This window comes from Empedobacter tilapiae, assembly GCF_004785645.1.
In the GTDB taxonomy this organism is placed as follows: Bacteria; Bacteroidota; Bacteroidia; order Flavobacteriales; family Weeksellaceae; genus Empedobacter; species Empedobacter tilapiae.
The window spans coordinates 47,517-68,523 of record NZ_SRPE01000012.1; the positions used below are offsets into that span (position 1 = coordinate 47,517).

Below are 21,007 nucleotides of genomic sequence, written 5' to 3' on the forward strand. Positions count from 1 at the left end.
ATAAAAAAAACTTATTTCGCAAGAAAGATATTCCGTATATATTCTACGGTAAGTTGGTTAAAGAAAACTTAAAATTTAGAATTTTTGAAAGTAAAAGCTAAAAAACATTTAGGTCAGCATTTTTTGAATGACGAAAATATTGCACGAGACATCGCCGAAGGTTTAACTTGGGAAGGCTATGATCGTGTCTTAGAAATTGGTCCAGGAATGGGCGTGTTGACAAAATATATTTTACAAGCAAAGAAAAATATAGAGGTTGTGGAGATTGATACAGAATCAGTCGAATATTTAAAAGAATATTATCAACCATTTTATCCAGGATTCAAAATTCATTCCGAAGATTTCTTAAAAATGGACTTTTCATCAAAGTTTGATGAACAAATTGCTATTTTAGGAAATTTTCCGTATAATATATCTTCGCAAATTATTTTTAAAGCTTTAGAAGAGCGTTACACCGTTCCCGAAGTTTGTGGAATGTTTCAGAAAGAAGTTGCAGAACGTATTGCATCAAAAAAAGGAACTAAAGATTATGGTATACTTTCTGTATTAGCTCAGGCTTATTATCATTGCGAGTATTTATTTACAGTACCAGAACATGTTTTTACACCGCCACCAAAAGTGAAATCGGGTGTAATTATTATGAAACGCTACCGAACAGAAATTGAAGGAGTCGAACAAAAACGATTTTTTCAAGTGGTAAAAGCTGGTTTTGGACAAAGAAGAAAAACACTTCGTAATTCGTTAAAAGCTTTGGGTATTCCTGAAGATTTAAACGATCACGATTTTTTGAATATGCGCGCAGAACAATTATCTGTCGAAGATTTTATTGAGTTAACGAAAAGAATGAAATAGATTATGGAGATAAAAATTACAAAAGATTTTATTGAGTTATTAAATGAAAGAATTGATGAACAAAATGCAAAAGAAGTTAAGGAGATGTTGCAAGATTTGCACCCCGCTGATATTGCAGAATTGTTTGATGAACTTTCAACCAAAGAACAATCTTTTGTAATTGATTTGCTTGATAATGAGATTTCTGCAGATATTCTTCTTGAGTTAGAAGAGGATGATCGACGGAAGTTTCTGAAAACACTTACAGCTAAAGAAATCGCTGAAGATGTCATCAACGAGATGGATACTGATGACGCTGTTGATGTAATCAATGAACTTTCTGATGAAAAGAAAGATGAGGTAATTGCACAATTGGAAGACCAAGAACATGCTCGTGAAATTGTAGATCTTTTACGTTATGATGAAGATACTGCAGGTGGTTTGATGGGAAAAGAGCTGATTAAGGTAAATAAAGATTGGTCAGTAATTACTGCTGTTAAACAAATGAGAAAACAAGCTGAGGATTTTGAAGAAGTTTTTTCGATTTATGTAGTAGATGAAGATGATAAATTACTTGGAACTTTAAGTTTGAAGCGTTTATTGACAACTTCTGCTAAGACAAAAGTAGCTGATGTTTACAATGAGAAGATTCAATATGTAAAGACCTATACAAAAGATATGGAAGTTGCGAAAGTAATCGAAAAATATGATTTGTATGAAGTTCCAGTTGTGGATGAATTAATGCGTTTGGTAGGTGTAATTACCGTGGATGATGTGATTGATGTAATTCGTGAAGAAGCCGAGGAAAACTATCAATTAGCAGCCGGAATTACCCAAAATGTAGATTCTGATGATAATATCTTGAAATTGACTCGTGCTCGCTTACCTTGGCTTTTATTGGCTTTGGTTGGTAGTTTTGTGGCAGTTAATGTTTCGCAAAGTTTTAGCGATGCGATGAACTTGTATCCTCAATTGTTCTTTTTTACCCCACTTGTAGCTGCTATGGCAGGAAATGTAGGTGTGCAATCTTCTGCAATCATTGTACAAGGTTTGGCAAATAGTAATATCTCAGGTTCTATTTGGAAACGATTAGGAAAAGAAATGTTATTAGCATTGCTTAATAGTGCATTATTAGCAATGGTTTTACTATTAGCAACACATTTTCTGATGAGTACGAGTTATGAAATTTCTTCAACTATTGTATTAGCTTTAGTAATAGTTATGATTTTAGCAAGTTTGATAGGGACATTTATTCCAATCATGCTGCATAAATATGGTGTTGATCCCGCAATTGCAACAGGTCCATTTATCACAACAAGTAATGATATCTTTGGGTTATTGATTTATTTTTCAATTGCTAAAATTATTTTAGGATTTTAAAAAAAAATATAAAAATGAACACGTTAAAGATAATAGGAATAGCGACTCAAACGTCTAACAATAATAGTCAAGCGATTGAAGATTTAGGAAAATTGTGGAGTCAATTTTTTGATGAGAATGTAATCGGTAAAATTCCAAATACAATAAGTTCAAATATTTATTCTGTTTATACAGATTATGAAAGTGATTTTAAAGGAAAATATACGACTATCATTGGTTTAGAAGTTTCTTCATTAGATGAAATTCCAGAAGGTATGGTTGGTCGAGAATTCGAGCCACAAATATTCAAAAAATATATTGCCACAGGAGAATTGCACGAAGCAGTTGGGAAAACTTGGACAGAAATTTGGAATGATGATGCAAATCTAAATCGTACGTATAAATATGATTACGAATTGTACACTGAAAAAGCTCAAAATCCTGCTGATGCCGAAATTGAGATTTATATTGGAGTGAAGCAATAGTATAATTTACTTGTTGATTCTAACTTAAAAAGAGATGAAAGAACCAAATCTGAGATTTGTAACTAATAAAGCAATAGAGGAATTAACAAAAGGTTTAAATCTTATATATGATTTAGATGATTATCAGGATTGGGAATATATTGTAGGTAAGCCAGCAGATGTAGAAAAGTATATCAATTATTACAATTCTGAAATTAATGATGATTGTAAATTTGCATTGATGGAAATTATAATTCAAACGATTGAAGATCAGGAAAAGAAAAGTGATTTTTTGAAATATTTAGAAATTACACAAAAAATACTTTCCATAAATTTCAAAATACATGAATATTCGATATTTTATTGGTGTTGTTTTGATAATGAAAATTTAGAAGATTGTTGGAAAGTAACTCCATATTTGAGAACTTTATGGGAAAAAAATAGTATTAATAATATGAGCTGAAAGTTTTACTTTCAGCTCATTTTTTATTTTGGATATTTTGTAGAATTTCTATGTGTATTAAAAACTGCTTTAATAAGAATTATTTTTGTTGCTCATCTAAGGTGAAGAAAATAATATATGGAAACTTCTTTATTGGTTTGCCTCTAAACTTTTTGTAATAAACATTGTAAAAAGGATTTTGTCTAATCATTTCTACGTTTATTTCATAATCTTTCAAAAAGCTTTGCGCGACTTTTAGTGTTGCATTTTCCTTGTAATAAGTTATTGCTTCTCTAATATTTGCTTTTGCAATAGAAGAAATACTAACTTTATAATCCGTATTCATTTTTAACTTCTGCTAAAAAATCCGCATTATTTTGGTATTGGCTTAAAGGTAAATTTTCTTGATTATCCAAAATTTCTTTTTGTTCTTCTATTAACTGAAATTCAGTTTCTTGATTATGTTTATAAGTCAAAAAATCAATATAATGTTCAACAACTTCCAAAAGTGATTCAGGAAGTTGTTTCAATTTAGAATTCACTTGTTCAATAGTCGTTGCATTCATGATTATTAATTTTCAAAACAGTTGTCGTTCTAATAAAGTCACAAAAAGTATACCTTATTATATAATCAAGATTTTGTGTGATATTTCTAATTATTTTTTCAATAAAATCTTAAACTCAGTTCCGATTTCTTTGGATGATTTGGCAACAAATATTTTTCCTTTGTGATAATCTTCAATAATTCGTTTTGCTAATGATAACCCCAATCCCCAACCACGTTTTTTGGTTGTAAAGCCAGGTTGAAAAATCTTTTTCTGTAATTTGGTCGGAATTCCAGAACCTGTATCAGCAATAGAAATTTCGACAAATTTACCTTTCGTTTTTATATCGATATCCAAAACGCCTTTATTTTGCATTGCATCAGCTGCATTTTTCATCAAATTTTCGATTACCCAACTGTATAAAGAAGTGTTAAGATTGATATTAAATTCTTCGACATCGGTAGCAAAATTTACTTCAATTCCTTTTGAAATGCGTTGCGAAATATAATCCACTGTTTGTTTGGAAGTTGAAATGATATCGGTTTGTTTGAGCTCAGAAGTAGAACCAATTTTCGAGAAACGTTCGGCTATATGTTTTAATCGATCTACATCTTTTTCAATTTCTATGACCGAAGTTTGATCGATTTCTTCCAATTTCAATAATTCGACCCAACCCATTAAAGAAGAAAGTGGTGTTCCAATTTGATGAGCAGTTTCTTTCGCCATCCCAGCCCATAAATAACTTTTTTCGGTGTCACGAATCGTTTTGAAATACCAATATGAAAATCCAAAAAACAGTAAAATCAGTAAAATAATGATGAGCGGATAATATTGTAATTGATTGAGAAGTTTTGAATTTTTGAAATAAACATAATTTTTAGTTCCGATTAACTCAACATCAATTGTTTGTTCGGATGATTTCATTTTGTTGACATATTTTTTTAATTGAACCGAATCTTTTACGATTGATTCATCAATGTTTTTAGTGTCTACAATAATGCCTTTTTCATCTACAAGTGCAACAGGAATAGATTTGTTATCTTCAATTAATTTGAACAAAAAATCTTGTGTTTTAGAATCTAAAAATTCAGATGAGCTAACCAATTCTAATGATCGTGCATAATTCTCTACACGTTTGTGTTCTTCACGTTTTAGTTCTTGTACAATTTTGTTGCTCGACCATATTGTAATGGCGAAAATCACAAATATTATGAAGAAGCCAATCCAACGTTTACTTATTTTTTTTGTTAGAAAATTTCTCATCTAAATGTAAAATCTTTCTTAAATTTATATCAAATGTAATGATTATTTGATTATAATATATTTTTATGGCGAGATAAGATAAATATGATGAAAGTAATTTTTTTTAAAGCCTTAAATAGTTTATTTTTGTAGCTAAATCTCATAGAGAGTAAAATTTATGGATCGTTTTTCGTTTTTAAATGCCGCTCATTTAGAGTTTATAGGCGACTTATATGATCAATACGTCCAATATCCGGATAGTATTGAACCAAGTTGGAAAGCTTTTTTCCAAGGGTATGACTTTGCAAATGCAACATATGATGGAGAGCCATTATTTGCACCGCAAGCAACATCTAATAGAGGTAGTCAAACACCACAAGCAGTTGTAAATCCTGCTGTTTCTAATCAAGTTCCAGACAATGTACAAAAAGAGTTTAAAGTAATCAATTTGATTGATGCTTACCGTACACGTGGACATTTGTTTACGAAGACTAACCCTGTTAGAGCACGTAGAATTTTTGAACCTTCATTAGACATCAAAAACTTTGGTTTGACTGATGCTGATTTAGGTTTGACATTTAATGCTGGTGAAATTTTAGGTATTGGTGGACCAATCACTTTACGTGAAATCATTGGACACTTAGAAAACATGTACTGCGAATCTATAGGAATCGAGTATATGTATGTAAGAGAACCTCAAAGAATTAATTGGATCCAGAATTGGTTAAACCAAAATTTGAATCAACCAAAATTATCTAAGGAGGAGAAAGAGCGTGTATTAGAAAAATTGAATGAAGCAACTGCTTTTGAAAACTTTATGCACACGAAATATGTTGGACAAAAACGTTTCTCAGTAGAAGGAAATGAATCTTTGATTCCTGCTTTGGATACATTGATTAATCGTTCTGCAGATCACGGCGTACAAGAGGTTATCGTAGGGATGGCTCACCGTGGACGTTTGAATGTTTTGGCTAACATTTTTGGAAAATCATATTCTCAAATCTTTTCTGAATTCGAAGGAAAAGCTTTTGATACAGATTTAATGGCTGGTGATGTTAAATATCACATGGGATCATCTAATCAAATTAAAGCATTGAATGGAAAAGAAATTTTAATCAATTTAGCACCAAATCCATCTCACTTAGAAACTGTAGATGCAGTTGTAGAAGGAATTACACGTGCAAAAGCTGAGGAAGATTACAAAGATGATTATTCTAAAATTATTCCAATCTTAATTCATGGTGATGCTGCTGTAGCTGGACAAGGAATCGTTTACGAGGTTGTTCAAATGGCAGGATTAGACGGATACAAAACAGGTGGTACAGTACACGTTGTGGTAAATAACCAAATCGGATTTACAACAAACTATTTAGATGCACGTACATCTACATATTGTACAGATGTTGCAAAAGTAACATTGTCTCCTGTAATGCATGTAAATTCTGATGATGTAGAGGCTGTAGTTCACGCTTTCCGTTTCGCAGCAGATTATCGTGCAGAATTCGGTTCTGATGTATTCATCGATTTATTAGGATACCGTAAATATGGACATAACGAAGGTGATGAACCAAAATTCACTCAACCTAAATTATATAATTTAATCTCTAAACACCCAAATCCTCGTGAAATTTACAAGGATAAATTATTAAAAGAAGGTGTAATTGGAGAAGAAATCGTTAAACAAAAAGAAGCTGAATTTAAAGCTTTATTAGAAACGAATTTCGAAGCTTCTAAAGAAATTGAACGTAATCACATTTTCCCTTTTATGCCAGAAGAATGGGAAGGATTTGAAATTGCTGATGATATAAAAGTTTTTGAGCAAGCAAATACTGCTTACGACGAAGCAAAATTGAAAGAAATTGCAAAAGCTGTTTCTACAGTTCCAGAAGGTAAAAAAATAATCAAAAAAGTTTCTCGTTTAATTGAAGGACGTGGAAAAATGATTGAGGAAGATAAAATCGACTGGGGATTAGGAGAAGCTTTAGCTTTCGGTTCTATCTTAACAGATGGGCGTAACGTGCGTGTTTCTGGGGAAGATGTAGAACGCGGAACGTTCTCTCACCGTCATGCAGTTGTAAAAACTGAAGACACAGAAGAAGAAATTATCTTATTAAACCATATTAATGAAGAGCAAGGTCAATTAAGAATCTACAACTCATTATTATCTGAATATGCAGTTTTAGGTTTCGATTATGGATATGCAATGGCAAATCCTAAAGCGTTAACTATTTGGGAAGCTCAATTTGGAGATTTCGTGAATGGAGCGCAAATCGTAATCGATCAATATATTTCTGCAGCAGAAGATAAATGGAAGTTGCAAAACGGTTTAGTAATGTTATTGCCTCATGGATACGAAGGGCAAGGAGCTGAGCACTCTTCAGCACGTTTAGAGCGTTTCTTACAAATGTGTGCTGGTAACAATATGTTTGTTGCTAATATCACAACTCCAGCTAACTTCTTCCACGCATTAAGAAGACAGGTTGTAACAGATTACCGTAAACCATTGGTTGTAATGTCACCAAAATCATTATTACGTCATCCATCAGCAGTATCATCATTAGCAGATTTTACAAATGGAGGTTTCCAAGAAATCATCGAAGATGTTACAGTAGATGTGAAAAAAGTGAAAAAAGTAGTTTTCTGTTCAGGAAAAATCTACTACGATCTAGATAAAAAACGCCAAGAATTAGGAGATAAAGAAACTGCAATTATTCGTTTAGAGCAATTATATCCTTTAAATGAAGAAAAAGTAGATGCTATCATCTCTAAATTTGGTAATGCTAAATTGATTTGGGCACAAGAAGAACCAGAAAATATGGGTTCATGGATGTATATCTTACGTAAGTTAAGAAAATATCCATTCGACGTAGTTTCTCCAGCAGAAAGTGCTGCAACAGCGCCAGGTTCAAGTAAACGTTGGGCTGCAATTTACGAAGATGTAATTAATAAAGTATTCAATTAAAAAATAAAGCTAATAGATATGTTAGAAATGAAAGTCCCATCACCAGGGGAATCAATCACAGAAGTAGAGATCGCTACGTGGTTAGTAAAAGACGGTGATTACGTAGAAAAAGACCAAGCAATTGCAGAGGTAGACTCAGATAAAGCAACATTAGAATTACCAGCAGAAGAAAGTGGAATTATCACTTTGAAAGCGGAAGAAGGTGATGTTGTAGAAGTAGGACAGGTTGTTTGTCTTATTGATACATCAGCTGCTAAACCAGAAGGAGGAAGTGCTCCAGCAGCAGAAGCACCAAAAGCTGAGGTTAAAGAAGAAGTAAAAGCTGCTCCAGCTCCAGTTGCTACACCAGCACCTGCTGCTCCAGCTGCAACTTACGCTACGGGAACTCCATCTCCAGCGGCTAAAAAAGTTTTAGATGAAAAAGGTATCGACGCTTCTCAAGTAAAAGGTTCAGGACGTGACGGACGTATCACTCAAGATGATGCAGCTCGTTTTACACCAGCAATGGGAACTTCTACTCAAGGAACTCGTGCTCAATCAGAGAAAAAATTATCATCATTACGTCGTAAAATTGCACAACGTTTAGTTTCTGTTAAAAATGAAACTGCAATGTTAACTACATTCAACGAAGTTGATATGTCTGCAATTTTTGCTTTACGTAACCAATATAAAGACGAATTCAAAGCTAAACACGGTGTTGGTTTAGGATTCATGTCTTTCTTTACAAAGGCAGTTACACGCGCATTAGAGTTATACCCAGACGTAAACTCTATGATTGACGGTGACTACCAAGTAAAATTTGACTTTGCTGACATTTCTGTTGCAGTATCAGGACCAAAAGGTTTGATGGTACCAGTTGTTCGTAATGCAGAAAACTTAACTTTCCGTGGTGTTGAGCAATCTATCAAAGATTTAGCAATAAAAGTACGTGACGGAAAAATTTCTGTTGATGAAATGACAGGAGGTACATTTACAATTACTAATGGTGGTGTATTTGGATCTATGATGTCTACACCAATTATTAACCCACCTCAATCAGGTATCTTAGGAATGCACAATATTGTTGAGCGCCCAGTTGTTAAAAACGGACAAATTGTTATTGCTCCAATGATGTATGTTGCTTTATCTTATGACCACCGTATCATCGACGGACGTGAATCTGTAGGATTCTTAGTTGCAGTTAAAGAAGCGGTAGAAGATCCATTAAATGTATTAATGGGAGGTGATGCTAAAAGAGCTTTAGAATTGTAATACAAGAAAACATTCTAACAATCCATAAATTGAAAGCCATTCGAAAGAATGGCTTTTTTTGTTTTTTTTATATTGTAGTTTTTTATTAATTGATTTAAAGAAATTCTGTTTATTTATTATATAATTTTTGTTGTTTATTCTTCTCGAAAATAGTGACTTATGTTTTTATTTTTGAGTAAGTTAAAATGCTAATTAATTACTTATTAATACTTATTGAAATAAAAATTAATTTTAAAGGTAATGAATTAACACTATTAAAATTATGAAAAAAAATTATTTTATTGCATTATCATTATTAATGCTTTTAGAATCAAATGCTCAAGTTTATGATGTTGGTACTTGGGCTCAGGTTACAGATATTTCTAATGATGGTGTCGCCGTAGGAAATGCAGGAGGAGTAGTACATTTTAAATGGACAAAAGAAGCTGGTACTTTGGTTATTGGAGAAATAGCAGGTGATAATGATTATATTTCAGGAAACACAACGATTTCTGCTGATGGAACATTGATCTCAGGGACAATGACAAATCCAAATACAGGAATTGATGAGATGGCGATATATGATGCTTCTACTCAAAAATGGGAGTATTTAGGAGCAAGTGCAAATGGAAGTGACACCTCTTCTTGGGGAATGTCTAGTGATGGAAAAACAATTGTTGGACTAGGGTGGAAGTCTGCTTCTCAAGCGAACGGCATTGTTTGGAATAGAACCTCAGGAATGAGAAACTTAAGCTCTACTGTTACAGGTAAAAGTTCAAGATCAAACTCTGTTAATGGAGATGGAACTATTATTGTTGGTTGGCAAGATGCTGAGAATGGTTTTAGAAAAGGTGTTTATTGGAAAAACGGAGAACAAACATTTATCAAAGATAAACAAGGTAATCTTGTAGGGGAAGCTTTAGCTGTGTCTGGTGACGGAAACATTATTGTTGGTTTCAACGAACCAGAAGCATATATTTATAATGTAACAACTAATACTTACACAGAAATAGTTCATTCAGATCCAGATTATAACACGTCAATAGTAGCCATTTCTGATGACGGAAACACAGCGGTGGGTTATTGGAAACCTTGGTATGCTACAAATACTGATGGTGAAGGTTTCATTTGGTTTAAAGATCGAGGAATTGTTAAAATTGATGATTATGTAAAAGAATTAGGATATGATAATAGAGGTTTCACATTTGTTTTGCCTACTGGAATATCTCCAAACGGAGAATATATAGGAGGTATTGGTATTAATTGGAATGAAATGGATCTTAAAGGTTTTGTTATCAAATTAGAAAATTTAACTACATCAGAAATAGATGTTACTAAAAATTTAACTACGATTTCCCCAAATCCTGTTATTAATGAGTTGAAAATTAATGCAAAAGGAAAAGTGAATTCTGTTGAAGTATTTAATTTAGCTGGTCAAAAAGTTTGGGGTTCAGATCACATTGTTAATAATCAAGTAAGTTTAAAAGATTTAAATAAAGGAGTTTATATCATTAAAATCTATACAGATTTTTCTAATGAATCAATAAAGTTTATTAAAAAATAGATGTTTAAAGATTAAATAAAAAGCCATTCGAAAGAATGGCTTTTTTGATTTTTACATTGAGATTATCTAATCCTATTTTCTTCTTCATTTACTTTATTCTCTTTCAAGATAGTTTTATTTAATCGGCCAAAATTATATTTAATACCAATTGATAGTTCTTGATAATCTACTAAAAATAAGTTTTTAGAGCTAATTTTATCATACTTCAATGTTTCGCTAAATTTCATTTGTTTTAATAAGTCATTGAAACGAATAGAAAAATCAAAGTTTTTGTATGATTTTGTCAATCCAAGATTAACGATAACTTGAGAATTTCGATCATAAATCCCTTCTATTCGTTTGCTTAACCAATATCCATCAACCATAAAATTGAAATCTTTTCCTAATTTGAAATTATGATTAGAGTATAAATAGATATATGGAACGGATTTTTTTAACAGAGCTTTTTCATCAAGAATTTTACTATAAATCATAGCTAAACTAATTTGTGTTGACCAAATTTTATATTCGAATGGAACATCCAAGCCAACAGAAATGTTTTTTTCTTTTTCAAAGTTAACCGTTGTAAATGTTGAAATATTTCTCACATCATCATAAATCAACGTATAACTCATCGGATTTTTACTTTGATAATACGTAACATTCATATTCCATTTTTTTAATGAATAATTCGCAGAAAACATGTCGGTGTAAGTAGGTAAAATATTAAAATTCCCGCTGTATTCGATATAAGGACTTCCATACAAATTCCCAGAAGAAAGATTGCTGTAATTCGGTCTGTCAATCGTGCGTTTATAATAAATTGTTAACGCATTTTTATTCTCAAAAGTGTAATTAATTTCTGCATTTGGAAACCAATCAATGTATTTTTTATCAATATCCGAAAGTTGTTTTATTTCATCAAAACCTTTAGAATTGGTCGTTTCTGTTCTTAATCCAATTTTATAATTCCATTTTTCATAATTTTTAGTGTATTGCAAATAGGCGGAAAGATTTAGCTCTTTGAAATTATAAAGAAATTCTTCCGATGATCGTTGAGGAAAAAACGTTTGATTAGTTGTTTCTGATTTTGCATGCGTAAAACGTCCTCCAACTTCAATTTTCTGATCAGATTCAAACTTTTTCTCTACATCAAATTTCCCTGCAAAAACCTTAAGACGATATTTTTGATAGCGCGATTGATTGTATTCGACATCATTTTCATTTATCTTATTGTAAAAATCATATGTCGTTCCTGTATTATAAATCGTGTATTGTAAACCTGTTAAAATACTTGCATCAATTGACTTAATATTTTTGTTGTAATTCATCAAAGTATTCACAAAATTTCGATGATTTTCATTATCATTTAACGTTAAAATAGATTGATTTTCGTTGTTTTCTGAATATTTTGTTTTGGTATCAATCAAACCTTTATCTTTTCTGAAATTCGAGTTAATAGCAAACGAAAGATAATCTCCAGATTCATTTAATTCCTGAAAAAAGCTTGTGTTTACAAGAAAATGTGGACGCTTAGTTTGAGATTTTATGAAATAATTGGATTGAATATTTTTGTCTTTTATTCGATAATCAAATCCATTTCCTTCCCACGGATTTAGTTGATTATAAGATGCACTCAGTTTAAATTCGCTTTTATTTTGACGAATTTGAAAAGTCGAATTGAAATAATTATTAAACTTTCTTTTGAACGATAATGTTTCTTGTAAAGTTAGCTTTAAACCTTCTTTTTTACTTTTTCTAAGGCTTATTTTTATGACAGATTTTCCATTTGCTTCATATTTAGCAGAAGGATTTTTGATGATTTCAATCGATTTTATATCTTCAATTGCTAAACTTGAAATGGTAGAAAAATCAACTTGTTGATCGTCCAAATACAACAAAGGATTTCCTTTCCCAATAATTGTCAATGTTTCTTGATCTGCCCCCAACATGACATTTGGTAATTTTGAAAATAATTCTTTGGTTGTAGCAAGTTTATTAAAATTTGAATTGGTGACATCAATATTATAATTACCATTTTCTATTTTGAAAGTTTCCTTTTTTCCATTGATTATAACTTCATCAATTTGTAAAGTTTCATCTTGTACAGTTTCATAAATGTTTAAATGAAATATTTTATTTTCGTTTAAATAAAAAGGTTCTTCATCTTGAATTTTATTGTCATAAATAACTGAAATTGAATATATTTTTGGTGCTAAATTTTCAAAGTTAAATTCTGAATTTTCAATTTCAATTGTTTGAATAACATTTTGAAATTCATCGTATAAAATAACTTTTGCGTGAATTGTTTTTGATTCATTCTCTGATGAAATATTTCCTGTAATTGAATATTTTTCTTGTGCAAAAGCAAAAGAACTAATCAAAATGAGAATTAATTGTAAAAATTTCATAATAAAATTGTGTTGATTATTGTTTTACTTACATCTAGAAGAAGTAAAATTTTTGTTTGAACAATTTTAATTTATATTTTTAAATGTTTTTTATGAACTTGGTGTCAAATGATAATTGTTTACAATGTTATTCAAATTAAAGAAATACAGTATGTTACGTTTTATAATTTCAGGAAATAGATTTCTTAAATTTATCTTAATTATTTTATTCATATTCAGTTCAATAAATATGTTTGGAAAAACACAAAATGATAAAGCTGAATTTTTACGTAAAAAAAATAATGATTTGGTTGAAGAAAATCTTCGAATTATTGATTCTACGATTTCAACAGCTTATCGATTGAATGATAAAGTTGTTTTGAGTGAAGCTTATATCGAAAAAGGAAATTATTTTTTGGAGCAACGTAATTACAATAATGCATTGAAAAATTTTACAATTTCTAAACAGTTATCAACCGAAATAAAAGATGATTATACATTTTATTCTTCTCTTGTTGGAATAGCAAAAACAAAGGAAAATCTGTATGAAATAAAGGAATCTATAGAATTGTATGAAGCTTCTTTACCATATTTCGAGAAATATAAACATCAGTCAAAATCGTTTAGTATTTACCTTTCTATTCTTGGGAAATTGTCTTATTTGTATAGCAAAACAAATCATCTGAACAAAAGCGATTATTACAACAAAATTGAGTTGTCTGAAACGGTTGATACATCAAATTATCAATATGCTTTGAAGAATAAAGGAATTATTGATTTTTACAAAAAAGATTATAATTCGGCATTTAATACATTGAAAAAAGCACAACAAGCTTTCTGGAAGCAAAATGATATTAAATGGTATGTGATTTCAGAGCAATTTTTAGGTGAAATTTTATATCAACAAAAGCGAAATAAAGAAGCAATCCAATATTTTGAAAATGTTGTAGAATTCTCAAAACAATATAAAATTCTTGATGAAGAACTTCGACTTTCTTATGAACGAGTAGTTGAATATAATGAGAAGTATGGAAATAATCGAGATAAATTATTGTCTGTAAATAATTTATTGTCTTTTGATAGTTTATTTTACGTTGCAGATAAAACAGTTTTGAAACCGAATCTCGAAAAATATGAAAATACATTTCTAAAAACAGAACGAAATTTATTGAAAGAAAAGAATCAGAACTTTAAAAGAATTTCATTTTTTTGTTTAGTTGCAATTTTAATTTTTGGTGGAATTGTTTTTTATAAAATGAATCAAAAGCATCAAAAAAAGAAAGAATATTTACAAAAATGCATTGATGAAATAGCTATACTTGAAGTAGATATCAAGCAAGAAAATAAATTAGAAAAAACAAAATTTGAAGTTGAAATTGATGAAGCGTTTGAACAGTGTTTGCAATTATTTGAAGAACAAAAGTTGTTTCTAAATCCAAAAATTTCGTTGAATGATTTGGTTATGGAATTGAATGCAAATCGAACAATTGTTTCAAATTATATTAATCGTTCTAGGTCTAAAAATTTTAATCAATATATTAATGAATTGAGAATTAATTATCTTTTGAAACGCATAGTTGATGAACCAAATCTAAAAAAATATACAATTGATGCTTTAGCAGAGGAAACAGGTTTTAATTCAAGAAAAACTTTTTCGGATGCATTTTTAGATTATACAGGATTTCGACCTTCTAGTTTTATTAGAAATTTATAAAACTAAAAAAACCGCTTTCATAGCGGTTTTTTTAGTTTATTTAAAAAAGTATGTTATTCCTAAAGTTAAAAATGAAGAGCGGTTTGTTCCATTATCCCATTTTTTAAAATCATAGGTATCAATTAATCCATATTGATATCTAAGATTAAATTCAATTTGTCTATTAATTGAATATCCTCCTCCAATATTAAAGGCAAAATCAAATGATTTTGGGATATTGTTGTCACTTTCGGGTTCTCCATCATCAAATTTTTCTGATACTTTAAAGCCTAATTGAGGACCAGCTTCTAAAAAGAAATCTTTTCCTTGATCATCAAAATAATATTTGTACATTATAGGAATATTAATATAGTTTAAGAAAGCTTTGTATTTTTTTCCACCTTCTTTATATAAAGAATATTCTCCTTGATTTGTATATAATACTTCTGCTTGTAAATAATGATTTTCGTTTCGAGTAGTTAACTGATACTTTGCAACAGCACCTCCTAAAAATCCAAATCTTTCCTTAGAAACTCCATGAACAATAGTTGTGTTACTAAGTCCAATACCACCTTTAACTCCAAATTCGATTTGAGCAAAAGAAAAAGTAGATAAACTTAAAAGAAATAAACTTAATAGATTGGTTTTTAAATTTTTCATAAGTTATTGTATATTTTTAACAAAATTAAAGCTTTTTTTAATACAATTTTCATTTCACAAAAAAAGCTCTTCATTTGAAGAGCTTATTATATTATTTTTGAGAATTTATTTTTTTGGTTGAGGTGGAAATTTAGCTAAAATTTCTTCAATAGCTTTCGGAATTCTTTCTGCTTTTGCGCTAATATTACTCAAATTAAGATCAGAACCAACACCTTGCCAAACCAATATATTACGTTTGTCATCAATTATGTCTATTACAATTGTTCCTGCTTGGTAAGAAGAAACACTATTTCCTCCGTAATATCCTCCATAGTAACCATAAGGACCGTAACCCCAATTATTGTTATTTACAGAAATTTGTTCTTTAGAGCTTGTTAATAAGTTAATTACTAAATCAGAATCAGAACTTACTTTTGTAAATCCTTTTAACGCCATTTGCGTATCAATTGCTTTAATTAATCTATTCTTATCCAAATCATTTACTTTCAGTTTGTCTAATCCTTTTTGATGAAAAGAATAAGTTTTATAAGCTGCAAAGTTTGTTGATCTGTCGTAATCTGTACTTACTTGAACTGTTCCACAACTTGTTACAAATAATGACAACAAAATTATAAAAGTAAAATGTATAATTTTCATGACCTTAATTTTTTTATTTAAAACTACAATTATTATTCCTAAATGTAAAAGTAAATTTAAAAAAAGAAGTTTGATATATTCAAGCTTCTTTTTAACTAATATTTACAATTTTATTTTGCTAATTCTAACTCATGAATTTTGACTTCAACAATTCCATTGTGATTGATTCTTATCAAATCTACAATTTGTGTTTCATTTACTAATTCTGTATTAAAATCAGTTTGAACTTTTACATAATTCTCTGTAAAACCAAACATTTTTCCTTCTTTATTATCATGTTCCCACAATACTTTTTGAGTAGAATTTAATTGAGATTGATAAAAAGCTTGACGTTTTTTCTCCGATAAAATACGTAACATTTTATTACGACGTTTACGTTCTCCTTGATCAACAACTCCTTCAAATTCGATAGCTTCTGTATTATCTCTTTCCGAATAAGTAAATACATGTAAATAGCTAATTGGTAATTCGTTTAAGAAATTATATGTTTCCATAAACAATTCTTCTGTTTCTCCTGGAAAACCAACAATTACATCCACACCAATACATGCATTCGGCATTACTTCGCGAATCTTTGTTACACGATCTAGATAAAGATTAGATAAATAACGACGTTTCATTTTCTTCAAAATCTCATCGCTACCAGATTGTAATGGAATATGAAAATGTGGAACAAATCGATTACTTTTTGAAACAAAATCGATTGTTTCATTTTTTAATAAATTTGGTTCAATAGAAGAAATTCTAATTCGTTCTATCGCTTCAACTTGATCTAATTCTTGCACCAATTCCAAGAAAGTATGTTCGTGTTTTTTATTTCCGAATTCTCCTTTCCCGTAATCACCAATATTTACACCTGTTAATACAATTTCTTTGATTCCTTTTTGTGCAATCTCATTAGCATTTTTGATGACATTTTCAACTGTATCCGAACGCGAAATTCCACGAGCCAAAGGAATTGTACAATACGTACATTTATAATCGCAACCATCTTGCACTTTCAAAAAAGCACGCGTACGATCACCAATTGAATAAGAACCAACGTAAAAATCGGCTTCTTCAATCTCACAAGAATGTACAATTGTTTCTTCTTTTTTATTGATATCGTCTAAATATTCAGCAATATTAAATTTTTCTGCAGCTCCTAAAACCAAATCAACACCTTCCATTTCCGCAATTTCTTGCGGTTTCAACTGCGCATAACAACCTACAACGACAACAAAACCTTCTGGATTTGCTTTCATTGCATTTTTCACAATCGTTCTGCACTCTTTGTCTGCATTTGCGGTTACCGAACATGTATTGATTACGTACACATTCGCAGAATCTGTAAACTCAACCTTCTGATATCCATTGTCTTTCAAGTTTCTTGCGATCGTCGAAGTTTCAGAAAAATTAAGTTTACATCCCAATGTATGAAATGCAACTGTTTTAGTTTGATTATTCATAGCTGCAAATTTAAGAAATTATCCATAGTTTTGAAACATAAATAAATCAGCTTTATAAAATGACTAAATACTTTATCTACATTATGTTATTCGTTTCAATATTTTCGTGTTCTAAGAAAATTGAAATCGATGAAAACAAAGTATTTAAATTAAATCGTTACGATAATATTTCTTCTTTAGATCCGATTAATGCACGAACACAAGCCAATAACTGGGCGTGTAATTTAATGTACAACAGTTTGGTAAAAATTGATAACGAATTAGAAATTCAACCCGATATTGCAAAATCTTGGACAGTTTCCGAAGATGGAAAAACGTATTCATTTACTTTAAGAAATGATGTTTTTTTTCACAAACATGAAGCTTTCGGGAAAGATTCGACTCGAATTGTTACTGCTTCTGATTTTGAATATAGTTTTAATCGTTTAAAAGATCCTAAAACTGGAGGTTCTGGAGGTTGGATTATGAATAATATTGATTCGTATAAAGCAATAAATGATACACTTTTTGAAATTAAATTGAAAGAAGCTTATCCTGCGTTTTTAGGTTTAATTTCGATGAAATACGCTTCTGTTGTTCCGAAAGAATTATTCAAAAATGGAAACGAAGAATTCTTGAAGCATCCAATTGGTACAGGTCCTTTTCAATTTAAGATTTGGGAAGATAACGTAAAAATGGTTTTCAGAAAAAATCCAAACTATTTCGAATTTGATGAAAAAGGTCAACGTTTACCATATTTAGAAGCCGTTAATCTATCTTTTTTACCAGAAAAAAACTCAGAATTTTTAGAATTGATCAAAGGTAATTTAGATATGATGGCAGATTTGGATCCTTCTTATAAAGATGAAATTTTAAATCCAATCGGTGATTTGAATCCAAAATATTCGAATATTTTAACGATTCAAAAAGTTCCTTATTTAAGTACTGTTTATTTATGTTTTTACCTTGATGCGCCCAATGCAGTTGATTTGAAATTGCGCCAAGCATTAAATTATGGAGTTGATAAAAACAAAATCATCAAATATATGATGAAAGGTCAAGCTTTTGAAGCAGATGGAGGTTTCATTCCGAAAGGTTTACCAGGTTATTCTCCTGAAAGTGGTTACAAATATTCTCTTGAAAAATCACGTGAATTAATCAATAGCTATAAAAAAACGAACGGAAAAATTGCGTCAATCGAGTTAACAACGGTGCAAGAATATGTAGATGTTTGCGAATATATTGCCGCGGAAATGGCGAAGTTAGGTTTACCAATAAAAGTGAATGTTGTACCTGGACCAACAATGCGTGATGGAAAAGCAACAGGGAAATTTACTCTTTTTCGTGCAAATTGGGGAGCTGATTATCCAGATGCCGAAAACTTTTTATCCTTATATTATTCGAAAAACTTTGCGCCAGAAGGACCAAATTATTCACATTATAAAAATATAGAATTTGATAGAATGTATGAACAAGCATTTTTGACAAATAATCCTGACGAACGTGCGATACTTTATCAAAGAATGGATGCGTTGATGATGCAAAACGCACCAATTTTACCTTTGTTTTATGATCAAACAACGTTGTTTTTGAATAAAAAAGTTAAGAATTTTTCGATGGGACCAATCAAATTGTTAGATTTAACAAGAGTTTATAAACAATAATTCTTTTAACTTTTTACGAAAAGTTTGAATATCTTTTAAAGAAAACTAAATAATTTTTCATTTTATTTTACGACATTAGATAATTGTTAACTTATTTGAAATAATCGGTTTTCTCTATCGTTTGAAATCAATATTTTAAAAGAAATTATTTCAGAAATAAAGGCGCTAAACCGAGTTTTTTTAGATATATTTGACACCAAATTTTTAATCAAAATCATTTAAATTTTTACTTATGAAAGTAAGACAACTTTTCGTAGTAGGATCTATCATTACTCTTGTTGCAATTGGAGTAATCTCTTATTTCTGGCCAGGAATTTTATGGTCTTTAATAATTATTCTTCCGTTAATTGCTTTAGGGTTTGCTGATATTACACAAACAAAACATGCTATTAGAAGAAACTTCCCTATAATTGGGCATGGACGTTATTTACTAGAAAGTATTCGTCCAGAAATTATGCAATATTTTGTTGAAACGGATACAGAAGGTAAACCAATTGATCGTTTGATGCGTAGTATGGTTTATCGTCGTGCTAAAAATGTGATAGATACTGTTCCTTTTGGGACTCAATTAGATGTTTATGAACCAGGTTACGAATGGTTAAATCACTCTATGTATGCAGGGAAAATAAAACATGCAGATGATCCTCGTGTAAAAGTTGGTGGAAGCGAATGTAAACAACCTTATCTAGCAAGTTTACTGAATATTTCTGCAATGTCTTTCGGTTCGTTAAGTGAAAATGCTGTATTAGCAATGAATAAAGGTGCTAAATTAGGAAACTTTGCGCATAATACAGGTGAAGGAGGGATTTCTCCATACCATTTGCAGCCAGGTGGAGATTTGATATGGCAAATAGGTACAGGATATTTTGGATGCCGTGCAAAAGACGGAGGGTTTGATCCTGATAAATATGTAGAGCGTGCTACTTTACCAAATGTAAAAATGATTGAATTGAAAATTTCTCAAGGTGCAAAACCAGGTCACGGAGGAATTTTACCAGCAAATAAAAATACACCAGAAATTGCGGCAATTCGTGCTGTAGAACCATATACAACAGTTGATTCACCTCCATCTCACTCAGCTTTCTCTGATGCAGAAGGAATGTTACATTTTATTAAACAATTAAGAGAATTATCAGGTGGAAAACCAGTTGGTTTCAAATTGTGTATTGGGATTAAGCGTGAGTTTATTGAGATTTGTGAAGCGATGATCAAAACTGGTATCAAACCAGATTATATTGCAATTGACGGTGGTGAAGGTGGAACTGGAGCTGCTCCTGTAGAGTTTTCAAACTCTTTGGGTATGCCTTTGTTAGATGGTTTAGCTTTCGCAGTTGATACGTTACGTGGTTATGGTCTTAAAAAAGATATTCGTGTTGTAGCTTCTGGAAAAATTATTTCATCTTTCCATATAGCTCGTGCAATGGCTATTGGTGCTGATTTAGTTTATTCGGCTCGTGCTATGATGATGGCTGTAGGATGTATCCAAGCATTACAGTGTAATACAAATACATGTCCAGTTGGTGTTGCGACACAAGATCGTGAATTAATGAAAGGATTAGATGTTGAAGATAAAGCGACTCGTATGTATAATTTTCATAAGAAAACTATGCATATTTTGTCTGAATTAATTTCTGCAACAGGTGTGAAATCACACAGAGACTTTAATCGTTCTCATGTAAATTTACGTATAGATAATACGCGTATTATGTCTTATGATCAACTATATCCTATTGTAGAAGAAGGAGCTTATATAGGTAAAAATATAGAAGAAATTTTAGAAGAGATTCGTATTCGTACTTTAAGTAAAGTAAATTAATCAAATTCAAAAATAATAAATAAAAAAGCAATCCATTTGGATTGCTTTTTTATTTTCAAAATTCAATAAATCGTATAACTTTGCTTTCGTAATTCAAAGAAAC

Annotated in this window: 17 protein-coding genes; 10 read left to right on the plus strand and 7 right to left on the minus strand. The window is 30.5% G+C overall.

The genetic code is table 11. From position 1 onward, the window contains the following. The first annotated feature begins 84 nt into the window (after positions 1–84). The 4 genes from rsmA to E4J94_RS15190 are packed head-to-tail and all read left to right on the plus strand — an operon-like array spanning position 85 to position 3,117. Positions 85–852 carry a 16S rRNA (adenine(1518)-N(6)/adenine(1519)-N(6))-dimethyltransferase RsmA gene (gene rsmA, locus E4J94_RS15175; RefSeq protein ID WP_135836639.1) on the plus strand — a complete coding sequence of 256 codons (768 nt, stop codon included), beginning with the start codon at positions 85–87 and terminating at the stop codon, positions 850–852. A 3-nt stretch (positions 853–855) separates the two neighbouring features. Then, positions 856–2,211 carry a magnesium transporter gene (gene mgtE, locus E4J94_RS15180; protein WP_135836640.1) on the plus strand — a complete coding sequence of 452 codons (1,356 nt, stop codon included), beginning with the start codon at positions 856–858 and terminating at the stop codon, positions 2,209–2,211. A gap of 14 nt (positions 2,212–2,225) precedes the next feature. Continuing rightward, positions 2,226–2,675 (plus strand): GyrI-like domain-containing protein, encoded by a 450-nt coding sequence (locus tag E4J94_RS15185; RefSeq protein WP_135836641.1) that lies wholly within the window; start codon positions 2,226–2,228, stop codon positions 2,673–2,675. A gap of 34 nt (positions 2,676–2,709) precedes the next feature. Continuing rightward, complete coding sequence (locus tag E4J94_RS15190) at positions 2,710–3,117, plus strand: hypothetical protein (RefSeq protein WP_135836642.1); 408 nt, start codon at positions 2,710–2,712, stop codon at positions 3,115–3,117. Positions 3,118–3,196: 79 nt separating this feature from the next. Here E4J94_RS15190 and E4J94_RS15195 read toward each other — a convergent pair whose 3' ends face one another. The 3 genes from E4J94_RS15195 to E4J94_RS15205 form a co-directional block, all read right to left on the minus strand. Then, positions 3,197–3,442, minus strand: a complete 246-nt coding sequence (locus E4J94_RS15195; protein ID WP_135836643.1) for a type II toxin-antitoxin system RelE/ParE family toxin — start codon at positions 3,440–3,442, stop codon at positions 3,197–3,199. Continuing rightward, positions 3,426–3,662 (minus strand): inorganic diphosphatase, encoded by a 237-nt coding sequence (locus E4J94_RS15200; RefSeq protein ID WP_135836644.1) that lies wholly within the window; start codon positions 3,660–3,662, stop codon positions 3,426–3,428. The genes E4J94_RS15195 and E4J94_RS15200 overlap by 17 nt, the downstream gene beginning before the upstream one ends. Positions 3,663–3,752: 90 nt before the next feature. Next, a complete protein-coding gene (locus tag E4J94_RS15205; RefSeq protein WP_135836645.1) occupies positions 3,753–4,904 on the minus strand; it encodes a sensor histidine kinase in 1,152 nt (383 codons plus the stop codon). Between the two features lie 157 nt (positions 4,905–5,061). On the opposite strand from E4J94_RS15205, the gene E4J94_RS15210 reads away from it, so the two are divergent. The 3 genes from E4J94_RS15210 (at position 5,062) to E4J94_RS15220 (ending at position 10,639) form a co-directional block, all read left to right on the plus strand. Next, positions 5,062–7,845: a 2-oxoglutarate dehydrogenase E1 component gene (locus E4J94_RS15210; RefSeq protein ID WP_135836646.1), complete on the plus strand. Its 2,784-nt coding sequence runs from the start codon at positions 5,062–5,064 to the stop codon at positions 7,843–7,845. A gap of 18 nt (positions 7,846–7,863) precedes the next feature. After that, on the plus strand, positions 7,864–9,096 hold the full coding sequence (odhB, locus tag E4J94_RS15215) for a 2-oxoglutarate dehydrogenase complex dihydrolipoyllysine-residue succinyltransferase (RefSeq protein ID WP_185145649.1): 1,233 nt from the start codon (positions 7,864–7,866) through the stop codon (positions 9,094–9,096). A gap of 262 nt (positions 9,097–9,358) precedes the next feature. Further along, positions 9,359–10,639, plus strand: a complete 1,281-nt coding sequence (locus tag E4J94_RS15220) for a T9SS type A sorting domain-containing protein (RefSeq protein WP_135836648.1) — start codon at positions 9,359–9,361, stop codon at positions 10,637–10,639. 62 nt (positions 10,640–10,701) lie between these two features. Here the strand turns inward: E4J94_RS15220 and E4J94_RS15225 are convergent, their stop codons facing one another. After that, positions 10,702–13,029 carry an outer membrane beta-barrel family protein gene (locus E4J94_RS15225; RefSeq protein WP_135836649.1) on the minus strand — a complete coding sequence of 776 codons (2,328 nt, stop codon included), beginning with the start codon at positions 13,027–13,029 and terminating at the stop codon, positions 10,702–10,704. A gap of 229 nt (positions 13,030–13,258) precedes the next feature. Here E4J94_RS15225 and E4J94_RS15230 point away from each other — a divergent pair, with 229 nt between their 5' ends. After that, entirely contained in the window at positions 13,259–14,722 is a 1,464-nt protein-coding gene (locus E4J94_RS15230) for a helix-turn-helix domain-containing protein (RefSeq protein WP_168801895.1), read from the plus strand. Between the two features lie 36 nt (positions 14,723–14,758). Here E4J94_RS15230 and E4J94_RS15235 read toward each other — a convergent pair whose 3' ends face one another. From E4J94_RS15235 to mtaB, 3 genes are all read right to left on the minus strand, one after another. Beyond that, positions 14,759–15,361: a porin family protein gene (locus tag E4J94_RS15235; protein ID WP_135836651.1), complete on the minus strand. Its 603-nt coding sequence runs from the start codon at positions 15,359–15,361 to the stop codon at positions 14,759–14,761. A 105-nt stretch (positions 15,362–15,466) separates the two neighbouring features. Further along, complete coding sequence (locus E4J94_RS15240) at positions 15,467–15,997, minus strand: DUF4136 domain-containing protein (RefSeq protein ID WP_135836652.1); 531 nt, start codon at positions 15,995–15,997, stop codon at positions 15,467–15,469. A gap of 110 nt (positions 15,998–16,107) precedes the next feature. Continuing rightward, positions 16,108–17,445, minus strand: a complete 1,338-nt coding sequence (gene mtaB / locus E4J94_RS15245; protein ID WP_135836653.1) for a tRNA (N(6)-L-threonylcarbamoyladenosine(37)-C(2))-methylthiotransferase MtaB — start codon at positions 17,443–17,445, stop codon at positions 16,108–16,110. Positions 17,446–17,504: 59 nt separating this feature from the next. Here mtaB and E4J94_RS15250 point away from each other — a divergent pair, with 59 nt between their 5' ends. Then, positions 17,505–19,088, plus strand: a complete 1,584-nt coding sequence (locus tag E4J94_RS15250; protein WP_246034352.1) for an ABC transporter substrate-binding protein — start codon at positions 17,505–17,507, stop codon at positions 19,086–19,088. A 232-nt stretch (positions 19,089–19,320) separates the two neighbouring features. After that, the gene (locus tag E4J94_RS15255; protein WP_135836654.1) at positions 19,321–20,904 is read left to right on the plus strand and encodes an FMN-binding glutamate synthase family protein; all 1,584 of its coding nucleotides are present in this window, start codon (positions 19,321–19,323) and stop codon (positions 20,902–20,904) included. The last annotated feature ends 103 nt before the right edge of the window (positions 20,905–21,007 follow it).

What these genes read in the sequence shown, in the direction of transcription:
- mtaB (WP_135836653.1), bottom strand. Translation starts at nt 17,445, where the DNA reads ATGAATAATCAAACTAAAACAGTTGCATTTCATACATTGGGATGTAAA.
- E4J94_RS15195 (WP_135836643.1), bottom strand. Translation starts at nt 3,442, where the DNA reads ATGAATACGGATTATAAAGTTAGTATTTCTTCTATTGCAAAAGCAAAT.
- E4J94_RS15190 (WP_135836642.1), top strand. Translation starts at nt 2,710, where the DNA reads ATGAAAGAACCAAATCTGAGATTTGTAACTAATAAAGCAATAGAGGAA.
- mgtE (WP_135836640.1), top strand. Translation starts at nt 856, where the DNA reads ATGGAGATAAAAATTACAAAAGATTTTATTGAGTTATTAAATGAAAGA.
- E4J94_RS15205 (WP_135836645.1), bottom strand. Translation starts at nt 4,904, where the DNA reads ATGAGAAATTTTCTAACAAAAAAAATAAGTAAACGTTGGATTGGCTTC.
- E4J94_RS15255 (WP_135836654.1), top strand. Translation starts at nt 19,321, where the DNA reads ATGAAAGTAAGACAACTTTTCGTAGTAGGATCTATCATTACTCTTGTT.
- E4J94_RS15185 (WP_135836641.1), top strand. Translation starts at nt 2,226, where the DNA reads ATGAACACGTTAAAGATAATAGGAATAGCGACTCAAACGTCTAACAAT.
- E4J94_RS15250 (WP_246034352.1), top strand. Translation starts at nt 17,505, where the DNA reads ATGACTAAATACTTTATCTACATTATGTTATTCGTTTCAATATTTTCG.
- E4J94_RS15200 (WP_135836644.1), bottom strand. Translation starts at nt 3,662, where the DNA reads ATGAATGCAACGACTATTGAACAAGTGAATTCTAAATTGAAACAACTT.
- E4J94_RS15220 (WP_135836648.1), top strand. Translation starts at nt 9,359, where the DNA reads ATGAAAAAAAATTATTTTATTGCATTATCATTATTAATGCTTTTAGAA.
- E4J94_RS15235 (WP_135836651.1), bottom strand. Translation starts at nt 15,361, where the DNA reads ATGAAAAATTTAAAAACCAATCTATTAAGTTTATTTCTTTTAAGTTTA.
- E4J94_RS15230 (WP_168801895.1), top strand. Translation starts at nt 13,259, where the DNA reads ATGTTTGGAAAAACACAAAATGATAAAGCTGAATTTTTACGTAAAAAA.
- E4J94_RS15240 (WP_135836652.1), bottom strand. Translation starts at nt 15,997, where the DNA reads ATGAAAATTATACATTTTACTTTTATAATTTTGTTGTCATTATTTGTA.
- odhB (WP_185145649.1), top strand. Translation starts at nt 7,864, where the DNA reads ATGTTAGAAATGAAAGTCCCATCACCAGGGGAATCAATCACAGAAGTA.
- E4J94_RS15210 (WP_135836646.1), top strand. Translation starts at nt 5,062, where the DNA reads ATGGATCGTTTTTCGTTTTTAAATGCCGCTCATTTAGAGTTTATAGGC.
- E4J94_RS15225 (WP_135836649.1), bottom strand. Translation starts at nt 13,029, where the DNA reads ATGAAATTTTTACAATTAATTCTCATTTTGATTAGTTCTTTTGCTTTT.